Below are 18,276 nucleotides of genomic sequence, written 5' to 3'. Positions count from 1 at the left end.
GGCAGTCAACAGCAAGGGGGCGACGTGCGCGCGGATGAATTCGCGATCGGGGTGGGCTTCGACGAACGCGTCCTCGTCCGCCGCGACGGGATCGAACTGGACGGGTCGGTCTACCTGCACGGCAAACGGCAACTCATCGTGCAACGCAGGGTACGCCTGGCAGGAATTGGCCGACGTTCGGGTGGAACTGATCGGTTCGAGCCTGGGGGAGAAGTTCATCGCCGCGATCAGCCTTTTTGATGCGGACTCCAACGGTGAGTCCTCGCTGTTCGGGTTCGTGCTGGTCACCGTGACCCGGCGGGCCGCGCCCGCAGATCCGCTCGTCGTCCGCGTGCCGCTCAAGCTGCGGTGGCGTCCTGGGCAAGCGTGGGTGGACGCCGTCCAAGCGCGGCTGCACCAAGCCTTGCGCGAGGCTGGCGCCGGGGGCTATCCGGCGTAACGCTTCCGCGCCCCTGGCAGGATGGAGGGAAGACTCGCCAGCATGGGGGAAAGGCACGGGCATGGACGCCGAACGTCGTGATCTGGAGGTGCCCTGGGGGCACGTGTCGGCGTGGTGGTACCCGCCGCAGGGGCGTCCGCGCGGTGATGTCCTGCTGCTGCACGGCGGCGGCCTCGACAACGCCTCCCTGTCGTGGGGTGGGCTCGCCCCGGTGCTGGCAGCCTCCGGCTACGGGGTCCTCACCCCGGACGCTCCCGGCTACGGCGCCACCCCGCTGCCGCCGTGGTCGGTCACCCAAGAACGCCTCGTCGATTTCGTCGGCGATGTCATCGCGGCGTCCGGGTTGAAGCGTCCTGTGGTGGGGGGGCTGTCGATGGGTGGCGGGATGGCGCTGGGGTATGCGCTGAGCCCCGGTGCGAGCCTGCGTGCGCTCATGGTTCTGGGCAGCTACGGGATGACCGACCAGATCATCCCCGGACGCGGCGCTTCGGTGTGGAACCGTGTGACGGCGTGGGCCATCCATTCCGGGTGGCTGGGACGCCTGGAGCGTGGGGTGGCGCGCAATCGTCTGCTGCTGCGCTGGAGCGTCGACAGCGGCTCACTGGTCCGTGATCCTGCCCGGCTGGATGCGGCGATGCGCGACGAGATCGCCCGCGAGGGAGCCAGCCCGCACGCCTTCGAGGCGTTCGAGCAGTGGCAGCGCAGCGAGATGCTGCCGGACGGTTTGCGCAGCAACTATCTGCCGCGGCTTCACGAGATCCGCGTCCCGACGCTCATCGTCCACGGTGAATCCGACCAGGGCGTCCCCGTCGAGGCGGCGCGCGCGGCCGCCGCGGAGATCCCAGGCGCCGAACTGGTGGTGGTTCCGGGTGGGCGTCACTGGGTGCAGCGCGACGCTCCCGGTGTCGTGGACGCCGCCGTCTTGGGGTTCCTCGCCCGGCTCACCTAGCGCGCGGGCATGGTGGAATGACGCGGGGAGGCCTAACCTTCCTGCGTCGAAGGAGAACGACATGGCTCGTACAGCCCCGCTCGGCGCGCTGGGACGCGACGATCTTTCCCTGGCCGGTGGCAAGGGTGCCAACCTGGGCGAACTCGTGCAGGCGGGGTTCCCTGTCCCGCCCGGGTTCGTCATCACCACTGAGGCCTACCGCGACTATGTGGCTACGACAGGTATCGGGCGGACCCTGCCTCACGCCCCCGACGCCGCCGCAGCCCGTGCCCTGTTCGACGCCCCGATCCCCGAAGCGTTGGCCGAGGCGATCACGGACGCCTACCGTGCGCTCGGGCAGGGGCCCGTTGCGGTGCGCAGTTCGGCGACGGCCGAAGATCTGCCCGAGGCGTCCTTCGCCGGGCAGCAAGACACCTACCTCAACATCGACGGTGTCCCCGATCTGCTCGATGCAGTGCGCCGCTGCTGGGCATCCCTGTGGACGGATCGCGCCGTCGCCTACCGTGCCCGCGCAGGGGTGGACTCGGCCGAGGTGAGCCTGGCGGTGGTCGTCCAGCGTCTCGTCGTGGCGGACGCGGCAGGCGTCCTGTTCACCGCCAACCCCGCCAACGGACGCCGCGACGAAGCCGTCATCAACGCGGCCTTCGGCCTGGGGGAGGCGGTCGTCAGCGGTGAGGTCACCCCCGACGAAATCATCGTCGCCGATGATGCGGTGCTCTCCCGGACGACCGCCGACAAGCGCGTGCGCACCGTCGTCACCTCGTCGGGGACGGCCACCGCCGACGTGCCGCCAGAGGAGCGCGGCAGCTGCGTCCTCACCGACGCCCAAGCTGTGGCTCTGGCAGCCCTGGGCGTCCGCGTCGCCGCGCATTTCGGTGTCCCCCAAGACATCGAATGGACGTTGGCGCAGGGGGAGTTCCTCCTCGTCCAGAGCCGGCCCATCACCGCGCTGCGCCCGCCGGTCGCTCCCGCCCCGACGGCGTGGCCGCTCCCGCGCGATGACGGCATGTACATGCGTGCCTCCATTGTGGAGCAGATGCCCGATCCGTTGTCGCCTCTGTTCGCCGACCTGATCCGCCCGGCCGTGGCCGAATCCCTGCATCACGTGCTGCGGCGGTTCTTCGGGCCCGACCCGATCAGCCCAGACGACACCGACTTCGTGACCCTCAATGGGTTCGCCTACTACTTCTACTCCAATGCGGGCATGCGTCGGCTGCTCGCCGCCACCCCGCGAGGGATGCGCGTCGCGTTCGGCCGACACAGCGACCTCAACGGCGTGCCGCAGTGGCGCGAGCACGGCCTGCCCGACTATCAGCGGATCGCTGGGGTGTGGAACGACGTCGACGCGGCCACCATGTCGGCCCGGGACCTGTTGCGGGGAGCCACCGAGTTGATCGCCGCCGGGGCCGACTATTACACCTACGTGCAGGCCGTCATCCCGCAGGCGGCGACCGCCGAGATCACCTTCACCAGGCTGTACGACCTCCTGGTGCACGGGGCTGGGCGTCCCCCGGCGCTCACCTTCCTGGTGGGGGAGGACTCCGAACCGATCCGGGCCGAACGCTCCTTGTTCGCGCTGGCGCGATGGTGCCGGGAGACGCCGGGGGTCGCGGACGCCGTGGTAGCAGGCGATGCTCTCCCCGAGGCTCAGCAGGCCGCATTCGAGGGGCGGCTGGCCGAGCATCTGGCACGCTACGGCCACGCGACCTACAACCTGGACGTCATGCAACCGGTCGCTGCCGACGATCCGGCACCTGTCCTGGCTGCGCTGCGGTTTGCCCTGGGCGGGCAGGCCGTCGATCCCGATGCTCGTCAGGCTCGCCAGGCAGAGGATCGCGCCCGGGCGCAGGCGTGGCTGGTCGCTCACGTGGATCCGGTGCGGCGCCGCGTCCTTGAGAAGGCCCTCGGCAACGCGCGGGCGCTGGGCCCGTTACGTGAGGACGCCCTGGCGGCCATCGGTGTGGGCTGGCCTGCCGCGCGCAGGCTGCTGCGGGAACTGGGGGCGCGGCTTGCCTCCGGCGGCCTCCTGGATGTGGCCGATGATGTGTTCTGGTTGACCGGCGAGGAAGCCGACCGGGCGGCGTCCGCCTGGGATGGGGGGCGTCCGGTGGGGCCCTCGGCGTCGGTCGCGGTCGCTGCCCGGAAGGCCGAGTGGCGGGGCCGCCGTCAGGTCACCCCGCCCGGCTGGCTACCTGCGAAGGGCCTGATGTATCGCCTGTTCAAGGGATTCATGCCGAGTAACGAGGCGGTGCAAAGCGGCCCAACGCTCACGGGCCTGGGAGCCTCAGCGGGGCGTGCCACCGGGCCGGCCCGACTGCTCCGTGGCCCGGAAGACTTCGCGCGCATGCAACCAGGTGATGTGCTGGTCGCACCGATCACGACGCCCGCCTACACGCCCTTGTTTGCGCTGGCGAAGGCGGTCGTCACCGACGTCGGCGGCCCGTTGTCGCACAGTTCCATCGTGGCCCGCGAATACGGCATCCCGGCGGTGCTGGGCACCGGATCGGCGACCGCCCGCATCCACGACGGCGACGTGATCACCGTCGACGGGGACGCCGGGCGTGTCCTGCTGGCAGACGGCCCGGACACGGAGTGAGCCCACGTCGCGCTGCCGTCTTGCGGGCACCCAGGAGCGTGGGGGCTGTCATCCACGCTCCCGGTTTCTCTCCGAAGCCTTGGAGACACTATGAATCGGGCTGCGGGTGTTCGCCGCGTCGCTGCCCCCATTTGTTGAGCGTTGACCCTGAGGCGGCTCGTCCCCAGATCAGCGCCGCACTGTCGGACGCGGAGAGAATGGCCCATCTGCTGGTAAACGTCGGAGGGATGAGTCATGGAGGAGGGCATGTACTGCGTTCCTCTGTTGGTTGCCGTGGTTGCTATCGCTGTAACCGGATGTACTGAATCTCCTACGGAGTCCACAACTAAGCCGACCCCGAGGGTGGTATCAGCGAGTCCGACTTCGTCAGGTCGCCGAATGTGACGGCCACCCCAACTCCGAATCCGACAGTGACCGCGCCCACATCGCTCGCGTGCCGGCGAGCGACACGGGAAGAGATAGCTCCAGTGGGAGCCATCGGCTGGGTTGTGGAGGTGGCTGAGGGATGGAAGATGCTCGCGGTCGACGAGGGTGACACCATCTCGACCTACGTTTCGAACGGTGAACCTGTCAACTACGGGCACGGTCGGTCATCGCCACACAAAGTGGACTTCAATACTCGGATTGGCAGGACGGTCATCGTGGGGGGATATGACGCCATCGAGCTTGTCGAGCGATGCGCAAAGGACGGTAAGGCATATCGAGCCTGAGCTTGTGAGGATGGAGCATCCTCCTGGCGTGAAGGGCGGATGTTATTCCGTTCGAGCTAGACGGGCTGGGTCCCTCCGCTGGGGAACATGGCATTCCAAGTGCTCCGGCCGACAATGCCGTCGTGACTGAGGCCACGCGCCCGCTGCCAGGCGATCACCTTAGCTTTCGTCGCGGGGCCGAAGACGCCGTCCACGGCGGCTCCCACCTTCGATTGGATCACCTTGATCGCGCTATACGCGCTGTTGCGGGACCGGACCCACGAGCACCAAGTGGTGGATGCCGGTCCTGCGTACGCCCCAGAAATCCACGTGCCGGGTGACATGGGGGTGAAGGTGTCCTTCGATACGTTCACGCTCCATCCCCCCGCGGCCTCGCCGACGTACCCTGTCTCGTTCTGCCCTACCCATCGGAGCCGGTACGGACGGACGTTCTCCCATTCGGATGCCATAGTTCTTTCCTCTGTAGTCCATTTATTGCCCCAATGGGGACGATTGCGCGCCAGCCTAGACATTGGCCGGAGGAAAGGAAATCCCCATGTTGCGCGGGAAAACGTTGCACGCGGTCGCCGTGTTGGCCCGCGGGCCGCCGGGGCGCAAGTCTTCAGTGGCTGCCGCATTAGCATATCGAGAATCGGGGCTGATTGCCTACCAAGAAGCGGGTGATGAGTCCTTAGGTTGATCCCGTTCAGGCGAGAGTTCAGACACTTCACCTCCCAAACGGAGACGTGCCACTGACCCGGTTGAGCGTTCGGCCAGGCGATGGTGCTGCTTCGCGACCTAGCGTCCTAGCAGCCAATTCGTTTCAGGTATCTGTCGATGGAAGTGAGGATGTCGTCGACGGCCTTGGTTCTGATGAAGGGTTTGGGGTTCTCGTCCACGCGGCGACCCATTCGGGGAGATCCTGCTCCAGCGCTTGGACGCTGTCGTGGTCTGAGCGTTGGAGGAGGTCACGGGTGAGTGCTTGTGGGTGGAGCAGTTTGTCGCAGTCGTGCTTCTGCATGAACTTCTTGAGCTTCACGTCCCGGTGCCTGCGGTGCGTGCGAGCGATTACGGTCCCTTCGGTGACGTTCATCGCCGCGAACAGGCTGGTGGTGTCGTGTCTGTCGTAGTCGTGGGGGTGGCCCTCGAGCATCCACCGCCGGTGTGTGGAATCCTGGAAGTGGCCCGGTTGATGTTTGGTATCTACCTTCACGGCGATCCGTGTTGACTACCCCGCTGGTATTGAACCGTGTAGATCAACGCCGACTCCCCGAGACATTGGATGGTCGAAAGTGGGGCCTCACTCCGGTTGCGGCGGCACCACTGCGCGGATGCCCCATATTCCCACCAGCTCCGCGACAGTGCCGAGCCGATCGGCGTGATCTATTCACGATGGGCTGGCTTCTCTTGGCCGGATCGAAGCCGGAGGGCGATCAGCCAGGCGGCGGATAGCACCCATGCTCCGGACCCTCCGAAGGCTAGGCAGAACGCGTACGGCGAGAGCGCTTCCAGTCGTTGAGCTACGGCCCACCACGCCATCGCCAGCACCACCGGTGACAGCAACCAGAACGGCCACCCCATCAGGATGCGACCCCAGCGGGCGCTGTAGGTGCTGGCTAGTACCCAGATCAAGCACACCAGCCACGCTAGGAGCCCGGCCGCCCCCCCGAACACCAAGACGATTATCCAGTCCATACCTGCATACTCGGAGGACACGATCGCCTCAGTGTCGGGCACCCAACCCGAATACGTGATCGCCAGCACCAGCAACACCGGGAACCAGGTCCACAGGGGGCTCGTCAGCAGCAGGCGATGGAGGATGACGCGGGGCCGCCCTGATGTGGTCACCACCATCAATGCCACCACGACGGTCACCCACACCGGCGTCGCCAGAGCGACGAAGATCAGCGCGTCGTACGAGTTCGCTATCCGCGGCATCACATACCCCACTCCCGGGCCGACGCGTCATCGATGATGCTGTCGATGCGGGTCGAGGACTCGCCACCGGTGACCCACTGTGCTCGATCAGCGGTAAGGGCCCGAGCATCCACCACCGGCGTGCGGAAGCCTGGGAGTGGTCCGGTTGGTGCCTTGGCATCTATCCTGACGGCGATTCGTGCGGACTCCCCTGCCGGAATTGACCCGTGCAGATCGACCGCCCACTCCCCGGCCGCGATCTGACGGGGTGCCCCGAGTCTGACCTTCTTGCTGCCCTCCAGGTGGGTGGCGGAGTTGATTTTGACAACGAGTCGGGGGTCTAGTTGAAGGTGGAGGGCGAGCCGTGGTGGGGTGCTGAAGGGCCCTTGGGACGTCACGATGACTTGAGTGGGAATGTAGCTGCGGTACCTACCGCTCCAGGAGATCCGTTCCCATTGGGTGACCACCCGCAGACCCCATGCTTCCACAGCAACTGCGGGCGGCGGTGCCAAGCTCGCGCGAGTGCCATCGCTCATCACAGCGAATTGCTGCGTTGGTGTGACCGCAGACGAGATGGCCCAGTTCGGCTGCTCCGTGGGGAGCACGCCCACTAGGATCTCGGTGACTGCTGCCCGGTCAGCGAGGTCCACGCGGAGGGTCGGTTGGTTTGGTGTGCGGGGAGCAGCACGGCGGATCTTTGCCTTTGTCAGTGTGCCTGCAGCATCCACGGTTGCCTCAGGGGCAACGTCGTAGGAACTTGCATCCCCTGATACCTCGTAGCGCTCAACTTTGGTCCTCGGATCGCGGACGACGAAACCCAGCGCGCGGGGGACCGGCTGAACTGACGTGGGTGACACAAAGACATCCACGAAGTCGGCGATCGGCTCTACACCCTCCGAGGGGGCGGCCCACCCTTCTTGCCACGTGAATGATGCCAGCAACACACCTCCAGTGCCCGCCAGGAGCACCCGTCTGGAGACCCCGCGCAGTGAAGACATGTCAGTACCTCGCCAACTGGAGCATCTTGTCGCTGAAAGCCCTCGCCACACCCAGGAACATCCCGGGAGCTGATGCGACTGCCAGATCGAACCCCTTCTCCCAGATACCGCCAGCGTTTAGGCCCCACCACCCGTCCCTCCAAACCTCGAATTGGGCATCTCCGCCGGCTCCGAAGACCGCCTCAGCGGAACGTTGCAGGGTAGCCCTCGATCCGAAGCGCAAGTCAATAAACGCACGGTATTTTCCCGCGCCGGCCGCGGCATTCTGGTATGAGGCCCGCAGGCACTCTGCTAGAGGACGAGTTGGGTTCGTCTGGATCGTCCAGTAGGCCACCTCCGCGTCTACGTCAGCGATCAAGTCCTGGCCCGAGAAGGATCCATGGTCCTGCCCCAACATGGTCATTGCCTTCTCATAGCCAGCGCCCTCAGATCTGTCGGTCAACTGGAAGAAGACCTCCGCCGACAGTGAAATCAGATCACCCGCCCAGCCCCCGAAGTCGTGGGGCCCGGGTGCAATCCTGAATTGAGGGAGCGGCTGATTGAAACAAGCACATAGAACGGCTCCGAAATGAGGAATGTCCCCGGTCCGAGCTAGGATCGGGTCTACCACGCTGGGAACGTTCGGGACGTTCGCGAAGCCAATGAAACCCTCATCAATAAAACCGCAGAGCGCGTTAAATGTGGGAGAGGTGTATGCAGTCCGTAAACTCCGGATGTACTCGGCTGCTAGCCATGGTGCGGGCTTGGTTGTGGCTCCGGTGGCGCGCCACTGGCTGGCTCGGTCCTCGAGGAGAAGGAGCCAGTCGAAGTAGTCTTTGACAGGGTCGATCGGTACCTCTAGGGCTGCAACACCCTTGTCCCGGCTGGAAACCACGTCCCTGTCGATTTCGAGTCGCCCCGCTCCCGACCCCAGTGTGGCTCCCGCGATCTGGTCGAACGCCCAATTGCTTGGGAGCGGGAACCCCAGATTTCCACTCCATCCAGAGGACATCCCCCCAACGAAACTGGTCACTCCGATTCCAGCTGAGGAAATTCTTTGGCACAGATTCCTTGTGCCGTAGACTCCAATACGGTAAGGGCTCCCGGCTGAAGTGATAGCACTGCTGACGCCCCTGAAGAAGGGGAGGATGATGGAGTCGATCTCGTCAGTGTTCGGATCCCAGTCGCAGCAGAAATAGATGATGGCCCCTAAGGGAATCGTCAAGGCCTGAGCGTTCTGGATCGCGGCCGTGCCTTGCTGCACCCCAGAGGCGTACGTGAAGTACTGCGGTGCGTCATTGTTCTCTTGGTAGATAGGAAAGAACCGGAGTCCGTTCTGGACGATGAGTGATGCCTCCATCTTCGTCATCCGTTTGTTCACTCCGCCCGCGATGTAGCGTCCCACGATCTCAACAGAGTTGCTCTTCAGAGTGTTGATCCGATCTTGGTTGAGTGGGGTCATGCAGTCAGCTCCAGACGCTGGCCGCTGAGGATCGCCTGTGGAGGAGAGGAGGCTGCACCACGTCGCATAGTCGCCCTGGCCCGTCGTGGGCAGATGGCAAAAAGACTGAAACCCCTTGGTTACACTTGCCGTGGTGCCAGTAAAGGTCGTGGAGTCCCAATCGACGTTGACGTAGCTGTTGAAGATCAACCCTGCTTTGAAGAGACGAACCAAGTGCTTCGTCCCGACATCCTTGGAGCCGCTGGATACCTGACCGCCTGAACGCAAGAGATTGCGCGTTGTTGGGCCGAACACCCCATCGGCTGCCCCATCGGCCTGGCCGAGTGAGTACTGCAACGCGTAGACCAGGCCCTTCTGGACGCCACGGCTAAACAATCCATCGCAGGGGATGATCGGGAAGTCGCGACGCGAGACGAACGTGGCGTTCATCCACCGCTGCACATCCCGGACGACTGGATCTCCATCCCAAATGATCACGTAGGCGTCCATATTCAGCAGACTCCGCATCACCTTCATGTCCACAGTGGCAGTGGTCGAGGCCAATCCCATGTGGCCCTTCAGCTTCTCAAGGCCAGCCAGCGTGCGTGGACCCCAGACGCCATCCGCTCCTCCGCCGTCGTACCCCTTTGCATACATCGCGCACTGGACGATGGTGAGCACATTCTTGTTCTGCGTCGACGCGGTAACGACGCCGAACGCCGCCATCGCACTAGCAAGTACCTGGGCCAAACGAACCGTCGACCCCCACCTTGAGTTCGATCTGCAATGCTCTCGTCAGGGATGTCATCGTGGGCCAACCAGTAACACCCGACTCCGGACACGCGACATAACCCGCCCTGCCCACATAAGTTCGATTCGCCCACTGCTGCGCAACCAAAACCGCTTGATCCATACGAATCCTCCTCAAAAGGCCAGACTTGTCACTGGCCAGGCCGCTCAGCCGACTCCGGAGCGGGGGTGCATGTCAAGTGGCGCGTTTTGATTTTTCTTGATGGCAACCGGGCCAATGTTGGCACGGCTCGCCGGTGTGGTCAATGGTCCTTTAGTAGGAGCGCATCCGGTATGGATCGATCCACATGGCGGGGGTGGTTCTGATTGACGGATCAGCCATTATTTGTGGACGCCGCGGCCGCAGGCGAGCGTGGCTGACCGCTCAAGTGCCAACCTGCTCCCGCACCGACCTCGCGCATGACTGGCTGCAGCTCAGAGCTCCAGTTCTGCCCATCGGTCGGGGCGCGGGATCTCGGTGATCGGCCGGGCAATGCAGGACACGATCAGGGCCACGACCACCGGGCCGAGCGCGATTGTGTAGGCGACGGACGTGCCGAACGCCTGCAGGGCGACGCCGACGATGACCGGTGCGAGCGCGCCGAATCCGACCGTCACCGTCCCGACGAGCGCCTGCACGCGTCCCTGCATGGCCTCGGGGGTAGCGCCGAAGAAGAACCCGGCGAGGCCCGCGTTGACGGCGGGCACCCCCAGGAAGGTGAGCATCAGCAAGACGACCAGCGTCGGCCCGCTAGGGAACAGCGCGACGCCGGTCATTCCGAGCGCGAGCCAGGCGAAGGTGGCGGGGATCAGCACCCCGGTGCGCACCCGGGAGACCACCAGGCCCGCGACGAGGGCCCCGACGACGACGGAGACCCCGGCGGCGGTGGTGATCAGCCCCGCGTCGAGGGCCTGGCCGGTGCGGGCGAACACGGTGAACTGCGTCGTGGTCATCACGCCGCTGACGCTGAAGTTCACCGCCCCCACCAGCACCGCCAGCAGGTGAGCCCGTCGGCGCCGACGCAGCCAGCGGGCCGCTTCGACGAAGAGGGACCACGCCCCGCGTGCGTCGGTGGCGGCGGTGCGGCGGGTGCGCAGCGGCTGGATGAGCGCCACCGACAGCGCGTTCAGTACACCCGCGAGGGCGAGGCTTGCCCCGGACGCGATCCCCATCAGCAGGCCGCCGACGGGCGCGGACGCCAACCTCAGGGCGGCGTCGCGCCCCTCGTTGAGGGTGATCGCCTGCGGGTAGCGCTCCACCGGGACGATGCTGCGCAGCAGGGCGTCGCTGGCCTCACCGAGACAGCCGCCGGCCATGCCGACGAGGGCCGCGCCCACCACCAGGAGGGCCAGGGTGAGCTGGCCGCTCCAGGCGAGGGCGGCCAGCGCCAGCAGCGTCACGGCCTGGATGACGCCGTGCAGCATGATCAGGCGTCTGCGGTCGAAGCGGTCGATGAGCAGCCCGCCGGGGATCAGGCACACCTGGGTGAGGACGGCTTGCACGGTGCCCACCAGCCCTGCCTGGGCCGCCGACCCCGTCACCAGGAGGGCCAGTAGCGGCAGCGTGAACTCGCGCAACCCCACGGCTGCCGCAGCCGAGGAATCAGATGCCAGCCACCAGCGGTACGCCGAGGGCAGCGGACGTCGCGGAGCCTCGGCCCCGGTGCCGGGTGCCTGTCCCTCGTCGGACGCGTCCCTCATGGACAGCGACGCTAGCGAAGCTCACCGACGCCCGTGGCGGTCGGGGCGATCTGGCCCTGGCGAGCACGAGCGAAACGCTCAGATCATGGAACGAGAGAGGAGCACTCATGGGTGCCGTGGCGGCGGCAGGAGGGCGTAGCTGGCCGCGGTGATGCCTGCAGTGCGGGCGGCGCGCATCACCTTCTCCACCTCGAGGAGTTGGCCGATCAGCAGCAGCGGCTGGGCGTCCGGGTCGCGTGACCAGGTGACGACGGCGTCAGCGGGTGGCTGAAAGGGAAGTCCGTGGGTTTCCACGACGCCGGACGCGCGCACGGCCGGGTCGTCGGCGGGCAGGACGGTGACGCTGCTCGCCACCGCGAGCCGGTTGAGCGTGCGTTCGACGAGGCGTGCTAGCCGCTCGCTGGCGGTGAAGCTGAGGATCACGACGGCGGTACCGTCGCGCACATCGCCGGTCGCCAAGGAATCCATGCTGAGGCCCCGGCTGCTGACCACCTCCGCTAACGCGGTCAGGGAGCCGGGGCGATCCTGAGCGCGCACATAGGCGACGTAGCGCCCCAGATGCAGTGGTGCGGCGTTCTGGTTCATGCGGCCTCCCCCGGGTGGAGCGACGCGGTGATGTCGCCGATGACGCTGACGAGGCGGCGTTCTTCGTCGGGGGCGAGGGGATCCAAGACGACGCGCGTCCACCCTTCGGGGCCCAGGATGATCGGGACGCCCGTCACCGAATAGACCTCGCGCCCGGCCAGCGTGATCTCCCCGGCCAGGGAAACTTGGCCTGCGACGACGATCTCGCGGCCGTCGAAGACCGTGTCGACCAAGTCGACGGTGGCGCCCGCCGTCCCGGAGGCTGTCTTGGCGCCGCTTTGATGCGTGAGCCACGGCCGGGCGAGGGCTCGCAGATCCGGGGGCCAGGTGTCGATGAGCGCAAACGCTGCCTGCATGTCTGTTTGGGCGAGTTCCATGAGCGCGAGCTTGGCGTCTGCGACTTCGGCGGGGAAGGCGTCGAGGGTGCGCTCACCGCGCAGCCGGGCAACGGCCTCGACGCGTTCGTCCACCGTGAGACCCGTAAACCGGACGCTGGACCACAGTGGCACCAGGCCGTCGCCGTGCTGCCCGACGATGAACCCGCCAACGCCTTGGCGGCGGACGCCCAGCGATCCGGCGATCTCGTGCCGGAAGCGCAGCGTGTCGAGCCAGGCGCCCATGCCGACGACGCGATGGCGTCCGAGCGCCTCGGCGAACACCGACACGGCCAGCTCCACCGGGTTGGACACGACGATGACGACCTCATGACCGCTGCCGTGCCGTGCGATGGCGTGGGCGTAGGAATGAAAGAGGGCACGGTTGTCGGCGGCGAGCGCGTGACGGTCGACCGGGACCCCGGGCCGGCTGGGCGGAGTACGCCCGGCAGCCATCACGATGACGTCCGCGACGACATCGTGGGGGTGCAGTGCCACATCGATAAGGGGGGCATGCTCGGCGTAGGCGTCGATCAGGTCGGCGCGCAGCCCGTGAACGGCGGACGCCGACGCGCTGCCCTCGCGGGCCACCAACTGCAGCCGCGACGAGACGGGAACCACCCGGCGCTCGATCAACTGCACGCAGATCTGTCGCCCGATCGCTCCGGCTGCCCCGATCACCGCCACATCCATGCGAGCACGGTAGCGGGGTGAGGTTTCATGCGGGTTGCGACGCCGGGCTCGTCCCGGCCGATCGCGGCGTGGACGTGCGAGTCACGGACAGAGGGGAGGGCCAAAGACCTCCCCTCCCGGTCGTGCTGTCGTGTGAACGAGCGCCGGAGTCAGCGCGTGAGGACGGTCTCGATTCCCGCGCGCACGTTCACGCTCACACCAAGCGCCACAAGCTGGCGACGGCCTGGCCGCCGCCGATGCACATCGATGCCAGGCCGTACTCGTGGCCGCCCTTGACCATGTTCTCGATCAGGCGAGCCGTGATGATCGCGCCCGTCGCGCCGATGGGGTGACCCCACGCGATCGCGCCGCCGAGCGGGTTGACCTTCGCCTCGTCCAGTTCGAGATCACGAATGACCGGGATCGCCTGCGCGGCGAACGCCTCGTTGATCTCGAACCAGCCGATCTGGTCGGCGCTCAGCCCGTTGCGTTCGAGGATCTTCTCGATCGCGGGCTTGGGGGCGTACCCCATGATCTCTGGCTCGATGCCGACCTTCGTGAAGTCGACCAGTTCCGCCTTCGGCGTCAGCCCACGCTCGGCTGCGACGGACGCCCGCGTCAGGACCAGCATGCAGGCGCCATCGTTGATACCGGACGAGTTGCCTGCCGTCACCGTGCCCGCAGCATCGAAGGCCGGACGCATGCCCGCCAGCTTCTCCAAGGTCAGACCGGCGCGCGGGTGCTCATCGGTATCGATGACCTCCTCGCCTCGCCGCGTCTTGATGACGACCGGCGTGATCTCGTCCGCGACCGCCCCGTTGGCGAGGGCTTCTTGGGCGCGGCGCTGAGACTCCAGTGCGAAGGCGTCCTGCTCCTCGCGGGTGACGCCGAAGCGCTGCGCCACATTCTCTGCGGTGATCCCCATCGGCTCCATGGTGAACGGGTCGGTGATCATCGAATTGGTGCCGTCGAGAACCGTCCGGTTGCCCAGCGTGACGCCTTGGCGCCCCGAAAAGTCCATGAACGGCTGCGCCGACATGTTCTCGGTGCCGCCCGCCACGACGAGATCCGATTCGCCGACCATGAGCTCTTGGGCGGCCAGGCCGATCGCCTGCATCGCCGACCCGCACAGACGGTTGACGGTCATGGCGGTCGACTCGACTGCGGCGCCCGCCTCGATGGATACACGGCGGCTGATGTAGGCGTCCGTACCAGTGCTCCCGACACAGCCGATGATCCACTCATCGATGTCGGCGGCGCTCACGCCGGAACGCTCCAGGGCGGCCTTCGCGGCGGTCGCCCCCAGCACGTGTGCGGGCACCTTCGCCAGCGACTTGCCGAAACTCCCCACAGGAGTGCGGGCGTAGCCCAGCACAACGACGGGATCGTCACTCTTCATCATCGTCATTTCTCCTTGTCAGTCTCAGTACGCCGACCAGGCGCCGTCGATGGGGTAGGACGTTCCGCTCATGGACGCCGACGCGGGCCCGGTCAGGAACAGGACCAACTCGCCGACTTCCTCAGGCTCGATGAGGCGCTTCACGTGGACGCGGTCGAGCATGATCTTCTGGACGACTTCGTCCTCGCCCATGTTGTGCGCGGCTGCCTGCTCGGCGATCTGCTTCTCCACCAGCGGCGTCCGCACGTAGGCCGGGTTGACCGTCACCGAGGTGACACCGTAGGGGCCCCCCTCGAGCGCGACGACCTTCGACAAACCCTCCAGGCCGTGCTTGGCCGTGACGTAGGCCGACTTGAACTCGGAGGCGCGCAGGCCGTGGGCGCTGGACAGGTTCACGACCCGGCCCCAGCCCTGGGCGTACATGTGCGGGACGCTTTGCCGGATCAGGTACCAGGGCGCGTGCAACATGACCTTCATGATCAGTTCGAAGCGCTCCACCGGGAAGTCCTGGATCGGCGCGACGGTCTGGATGCCAGCGTTGTTGACGAGGATGTCGACATCGGTGGGCAGGGTGCTGATCGCGTCGAGGTTGGACAGGTCGAACGGGACAGCCTCGATGCCGGGAACTTCGGCGGCTAGCGCGTCCAGGCCCTCAGCGTTGAGGTCGACGGCCAGCACGTGGGCGCCCGCCTCGGCGAGCTTGATGGCGGCGGCGCGGCCAATGCCCGATGCAGCCCCGGTGACCAGCGCGCGACGTCCGTCGTGGAAGTGCGGGTAGGTGCTCATGTGGTGAATCTCCTAGACCAGGTGGGTTGTGTAGTAGAGGGTGATGATCACGAAGACGGCGAGCGTCTTGATGATCGTCATGGCGAAGATGTCCTTGTAGGACGTCTTATGCGTGAGGCCGGTGACGGCCAGCAGCGTGATGACGGCACCGTTGTGCGGCAGGGTGTCCATGCCGCCTGAGGCCATCGACGCCACCCGGTGCAGCACCTCCATCGGGATGCCGACCGCGTTGGCCGACTCGATGAAGGACTGCGACATGGCGCCCAGGGCGATGCTCATGCCGCCGGACGCGGAACCGGTGATGCCTGCCAGCGAGGTGACCGTGACGGCTTCCCGCACCAGCGGGTCGGGGATCGCGGTGAGGGCGTTGGCGACGATCTTGAAGCCGACCAGGGACGCGATGACAGCGCCGAAACCGTACTCGGATGCGGTGTTCATCGTGGCGAGCAGCGCGCCGGCGATGGCGGGCTTCACGTCCTCGGTGAAGTGCTTGCGGATCGTGCCGAAGGCGGTCACGACGACGAAGACGATGCCCACCAGCAGGGCTGCCAGCACGGCCCAGATCGCGACGTTGGCCGAAGTGGCGACGGTGATCGGAACCGGCTTACCCACCACGGTGGAGTCGAAGACGATCTCCTTGCCGAACGATGTGGGGATGACGCGGGTCATCACCAGGTTGATGACGCCCACCAGCACGAGAGGCGTCAGCGCCAGCAGCGGGTGCGGGAGTTTGTCGGTGGCGTGGGTCGTCGGCTCGTTGATGTGGCCCTCACCGTAGCCTTCGCCGTTGGCCAAAGCCTTACGGCGCTGCCATTCCAGGTAGGACATGCCGACGATGAACACGAAGACGCCGCCGACCAGGCCCAGAATGGGGGCCGCATACCCGGTGGTGTTGAAGAACGTCGTCGGGATGATGTTCTGGATCTGCGGGGTGCCCGGGATGGCGTCCATGGTGAAGGTGAACGCGCCCAGGGCAATCGTGCCGGGGATCAGTCGCTTGGGGATGTCGCCTTGCTTGAACATCTCCGCAGCGAACGGGTAGACCGCGAAGACCACCACGAACAGCGAGACGCCGCCGTAGGTGAGCAGCGCACCCACCAGCACGATGGTGAGCATGGCGTTACGGGCACCGACGACCTTGATGACGGCGCTGACGATCGACTTGGCAAAGCCGGAGATCTCCATGAGCTTGCCGAAGATGGCACCCAGCAGGAACACCGGGAAGTAGCTTTGGATGAACCCGACCATCTTGCTCATGAACAGGCCGGAGAACATGGGCGCGACTAGCGCCGGGTCGGTGAGCAGGACCGCGCCCATGGCGGCGATCGGGGCGAACAAGATGACGCTGTGGCCCTTGTAGGCCATGAACATCAAGAAGGCCAGCGCACCGACCACGATGATGAGGGACAGCCATTCCATCAGTGGTGGCCTTTCAGTCGAGCGCGGCGGTGAACGCCGGCTCCGTCTTGGCTCGGACCTCGTCCTCGGTGACGCCGGGGGCCAGTTCGCGCAGGACGAGGCCGTCCTGTGTGACGTCGAACACGGCCAGGTCGGTGATGATGCGGTCCACGACACCGACGCCGGTCAGCGGCAGGGTGCACTCGTGGACGATCTTGGGTGTGCCGTCCTTGGCGACGTGCTCGGTCATCACGATGACGCGTCGGGTGCCGGCAACCAGATCCATGGCGCCGCCCATGCCCTTGACGAGCTTGCCGGGGATCTGCCAGTTGGCAAGGTCGCCGTTGCCCGCGACCTGCATGGCGCCCAGGATGGCGGCAGCCATCTTGCCGCCGCGGATCATGCCGAAGGAGGTGGCCGAATCGAAGATCACCGCTCCCGGCAGCAAGGTGACGGTCTGCTTGCCAGCGTTGATCAGGTCGGCGTCCTCATCGCCCTCGTAGGGGAAGGGGCCCATGCCGAGGATGCCGTTCTCGCTTTGCAGCACGACCCGGACGCCCTCGGGCAGGTTGTTGGCGACCAGGGTCGGCATGCCGATGCCGAGGTTGACGTAGTCGCCGTCGTGGAGTTCGGAGGCCGCGATCGCGGCCATCTCGTCGCGCGTCCAGCTCATGCCAGGGCCTCCTCGGTGACCGGCCGCGGGCGGACGGTGTGCTGTTCGATGTCGGTCGGGGTGACCGCCTGGGCCACCGCGTGGATGTAAACCCCCGGCGTCACGATGTGGTCGGGGTTGATGTCCCCGAGCGCGACGATGTGCTCGGCTTGGGCGAAGGTCACCTGGCCGCACATGGCGGCCAGCGGGTTGAAGTTCCGCGCGGTCAGCCGGTAGACGAGGTTGCCGTCGGTGTCGGCGGTGTGCGCGTGCACCAGGGCAAGGTCGGCGACGATGCCCCGTTCGAGGATGTAGGTCTCCCCGTCGAAGTCCATGGTCGGCTTGCCCTCGGCGACCAGCGTCCCGACGCCGGTGCGGGTGTAGAAGCCGGGGATACCCGACCCGCCCGCGCGCATCCGCTCGGCCAGGGTGCCCTGCGGGACGAACTCGACGTCGATGGCGCCGTCGATGTACTGCTGCATGAAGAACTTGTTCTCACCGACGTAGCTGGACAGCACCTTGGTGATCTGATCGTTCTCCAGTAGGAGGCCCAGCCCCTTGCCGTCGACGCCCAGGTTGTTGGACACGATGGTGAGGTCCTTGACGCCGGAGTCGCGGACGACGCGAATCAGGTCGGAGGGGATGCCGCACAGCCCGAATCCACCGACAGCGATGGTCATGCCATCACGCAGGTGCTCGTTCAGTGCGGGCGCGATGTCATCGATGACTTTGGTCATCACATGGCCCTTTCTGGCGAGTGATACACGTGGGATCACGCCGAGGCTGGCCGGAACGTCTTCGTTCGGATCTCCAACTTCGGTGTTGGCGTCCACGCTAGACAACGGGTGATCGCGTGGCTACGGACGGAACTCCAGCGTTCTACGTCGTGCGATTGTACGAAACTACAACGTG

General features: G+C 66.2%; 18 protein-coding genes. 5 read left to right on the top strand and 13 right to left on the bottom strand.

Features of this window, described 5'->3' with window-relative positions; all coding sequences use genetic code 11:
* Positions 1-24: 24 nt before the first annotated feature.
* The 5 genes from C1706_RS13980 (at position 25) to C1706_RS14290 (ending at position 4,694) form a co-directional block, all read left to right on the top strand.
* Positions 25-240: a hypothetical protein gene (locus C1706_RS13980; protein WP_164987438.1), complete on the top strand. Its 216-nt coding sequence runs from the start codon at positions 25-27 to the stop codon at positions 238-240.
* A complete protein-coding gene (locus C1706_RS13975) occupies positions 182-439 on the top strand; it encodes a hypothetical protein (protein WP_164987437.1) in 258 nt (85 codons plus the stop codon). The genes C1706_RS13980 and C1706_RS13975 overlap by 59 nt, the downstream gene beginning before the upstream one ends.
* Before the next feature lie 61 nt (positions 440-500).
* Entirely contained in the window at positions 501-1,388 is an 888-nt protein-coding gene (locus C1706_RS05140; RefSeq protein ID WP_129458160.1) for an alpha/beta fold hydrolase, read from the top strand.
* 61 nt (positions 1,389-1,449) lie between these two features.
* Positions 1,450-3,984 (top strand): PEP/pyruvate-binding domain-containing protein, encoded by a 2,535-nt coding sequence (locus C1706_RS05135; RefSeq protein ID WP_129458159.1) that lies wholly within the window; start codon positions 1,450-1,452, stop codon positions 3,982-3,984.
* Between the two features lie 410 nt (positions 3,985-4,394).
* Positions 4,395-4,694 carry a hypothetical protein gene (locus C1706_RS14290; protein ID WP_129458158.1) on the top strand — a complete coding sequence of 100 codons (300 nt, stop codon included), beginning with the start codon at positions 4,395-4,397 and terminating at the stop codon, positions 4,692-4,694.
* A gap of 56 nt (positions 4,695-4,750) precedes the next feature.
* On the opposite strand, the gene C1706_RS14940 is transcribed toward C1706_RS14290, so the two are convergent.
* The 13 genes from C1706_RS14940 to C1706_RS05065 all read right to left on the bottom strand — a co-directional run bounded on the left by C1706_RS14940 (position 4,751) and on the right by C1706_RS05065 (position 18,101).
* Positions 4,751-5,017, bottom strand: a complete 267-nt coding sequence (locus C1706_RS14940) for a peptidoglycan-binding domain-containing protein (protein ID WP_431830687.1) — start codon at positions 5,015-5,017, stop codon at positions 4,751-4,753.
* 1,039 nt (positions 5,018-6,056) lie between these two features.
* Positions 6,057-6,611: a hypothetical protein gene (locus C1706_RS05115; protein WP_129458156.1), complete on the bottom strand. Its 555-nt coding sequence runs from the start codon at positions 6,609-6,611 to the stop codon at positions 6,057-6,059.
* Positions 6,611-7,126, bottom strand: coding sequence for a hypothetical protein (locus tag C1706_RS05110; protein ID WP_129458155.1), 516 nt, complete (start codon positions 7,124-7,126; stop codon positions 6,611-6,613). Before C1706_RS05110 ends, C1706_RS05115 begins: the two co-directional genes overlap by 1 nt.
* A 463-nt stretch (positions 7,127-7,589) precedes the next feature.
* Positions 7,590-9,734 (bottom strand): glycoside hydrolase domain-containing protein, encoded by a 2,145-nt coding sequence (locus C1706_RS05105; protein ID WP_129458154.1) that lies wholly within the window; start codon positions 9,732-9,734, stop codon positions 7,590-7,592.
* Positions 9,735-9,738: 4 nt separating this feature from the next.
* Complete coding sequence (locus C1706_RS15040; RefSeq protein WP_489687006.1) at positions 9,739-9,921, bottom strand: hypothetical protein; 183 nt, start codon at positions 9,919-9,921, stop codon at positions 9,739-9,741.
* Between the two features lie 311 nt (positions 9,922-10,232).
* Positions 10,233-11,498, bottom strand: a complete 1,266-nt coding sequence (locus C1706_RS05100) for an MFS transporter (RefSeq protein WP_129458153.1) — start codon at positions 11,496-11,498, stop codon at positions 10,233-10,235.
* A gap of 105 nt (positions 11,499-11,603) precedes the next feature.
* Positions 11,604-12,083, bottom strand: coding sequence for an ACT domain-containing protein (locus C1706_RS05095; protein WP_129458152.1), 480 nt, complete (start codon positions 12,081-12,083; stop codon positions 11,604-11,606).
* A complete protein-coding gene (locus C1706_RS05090) occupies positions 12,080-13,150 on the bottom strand; it encodes a lactate/malate family dehydrogenase (protein ID WP_129458151.1) in 1,071 nt (356 codons plus the stop codon). Before C1706_RS05090 ends, C1706_RS05095 begins: the two co-directional genes overlap by 4 nt.
* A 193-nt stretch (positions 13,151-13,343) precedes the next feature.
* The gene (locus C1706_RS05085) at positions 13,344-14,531 is read right to left on the bottom strand and encodes a thiolase family protein (RefSeq protein ID WP_241653442.1); all 1,188 of its coding nucleotides are present in this window, start codon (positions 14,529-14,531) and stop codon (positions 13,344-13,346) included.
* Positions 14,532-14,552: 21 nt separating this feature from the next.
* A complete protein-coding gene (locus tag C1706_RS05080) occupies positions 14,553-15,314 on the bottom strand; it encodes an SDR family NAD(P)-dependent oxidoreductase (protein ID WP_129458150.1) in 762 nt (253 codons plus the stop codon).
* A 12-nt stretch (positions 15,315-15,326) separates the two neighbouring features.
* Positions 15,327-16,733 carry a GntP family permease gene (locus C1706_RS05075; RefSeq protein WP_206660988.1) on the bottom strand — a complete coding sequence of 469 codons (1,407 nt, stop codon included), beginning with the start codon at positions 16,731-16,733 and terminating at the stop codon, positions 15,327-15,329.
* Positions 16,734-16,746: 13 nt separating this feature from the next.
* On the bottom strand, positions 16,747-17,385 hold the full coding sequence (locus C1706_RS05070; protein ID WP_129458149.1) for a CoA transferase subunit B: 639 nt from the start codon (positions 17,383-17,385) through the stop codon (positions 16,747-16,749).
* Entirely contained in the window at positions 17,382-18,101 is a 720-nt protein-coding gene (locus C1706_RS05065) for a CoA transferase subunit A (protein WP_129458148.1), read from the bottom strand. The genes C1706_RS05070 and C1706_RS05065 overlap by 4 nt, the downstream gene beginning before the upstream one ends.
* Between the last annotated feature and the right edge of the window lie 175 nt (positions 18,102-18,276).

The organism is Propioniciclava flava (assembly GCF_004126535.1).
GTDB classification, from domain to species: Bacteria; Actinomycetota; Actinomycetes; order Propionibacteriales; family Propionibacteriaceae; genus Propioniciclava; species Propioniciclava flava.
Note: the sequence above shows the minus strand (reverse complement) of the source record. Positions and strands in the feature narration are given on the sequence as shown.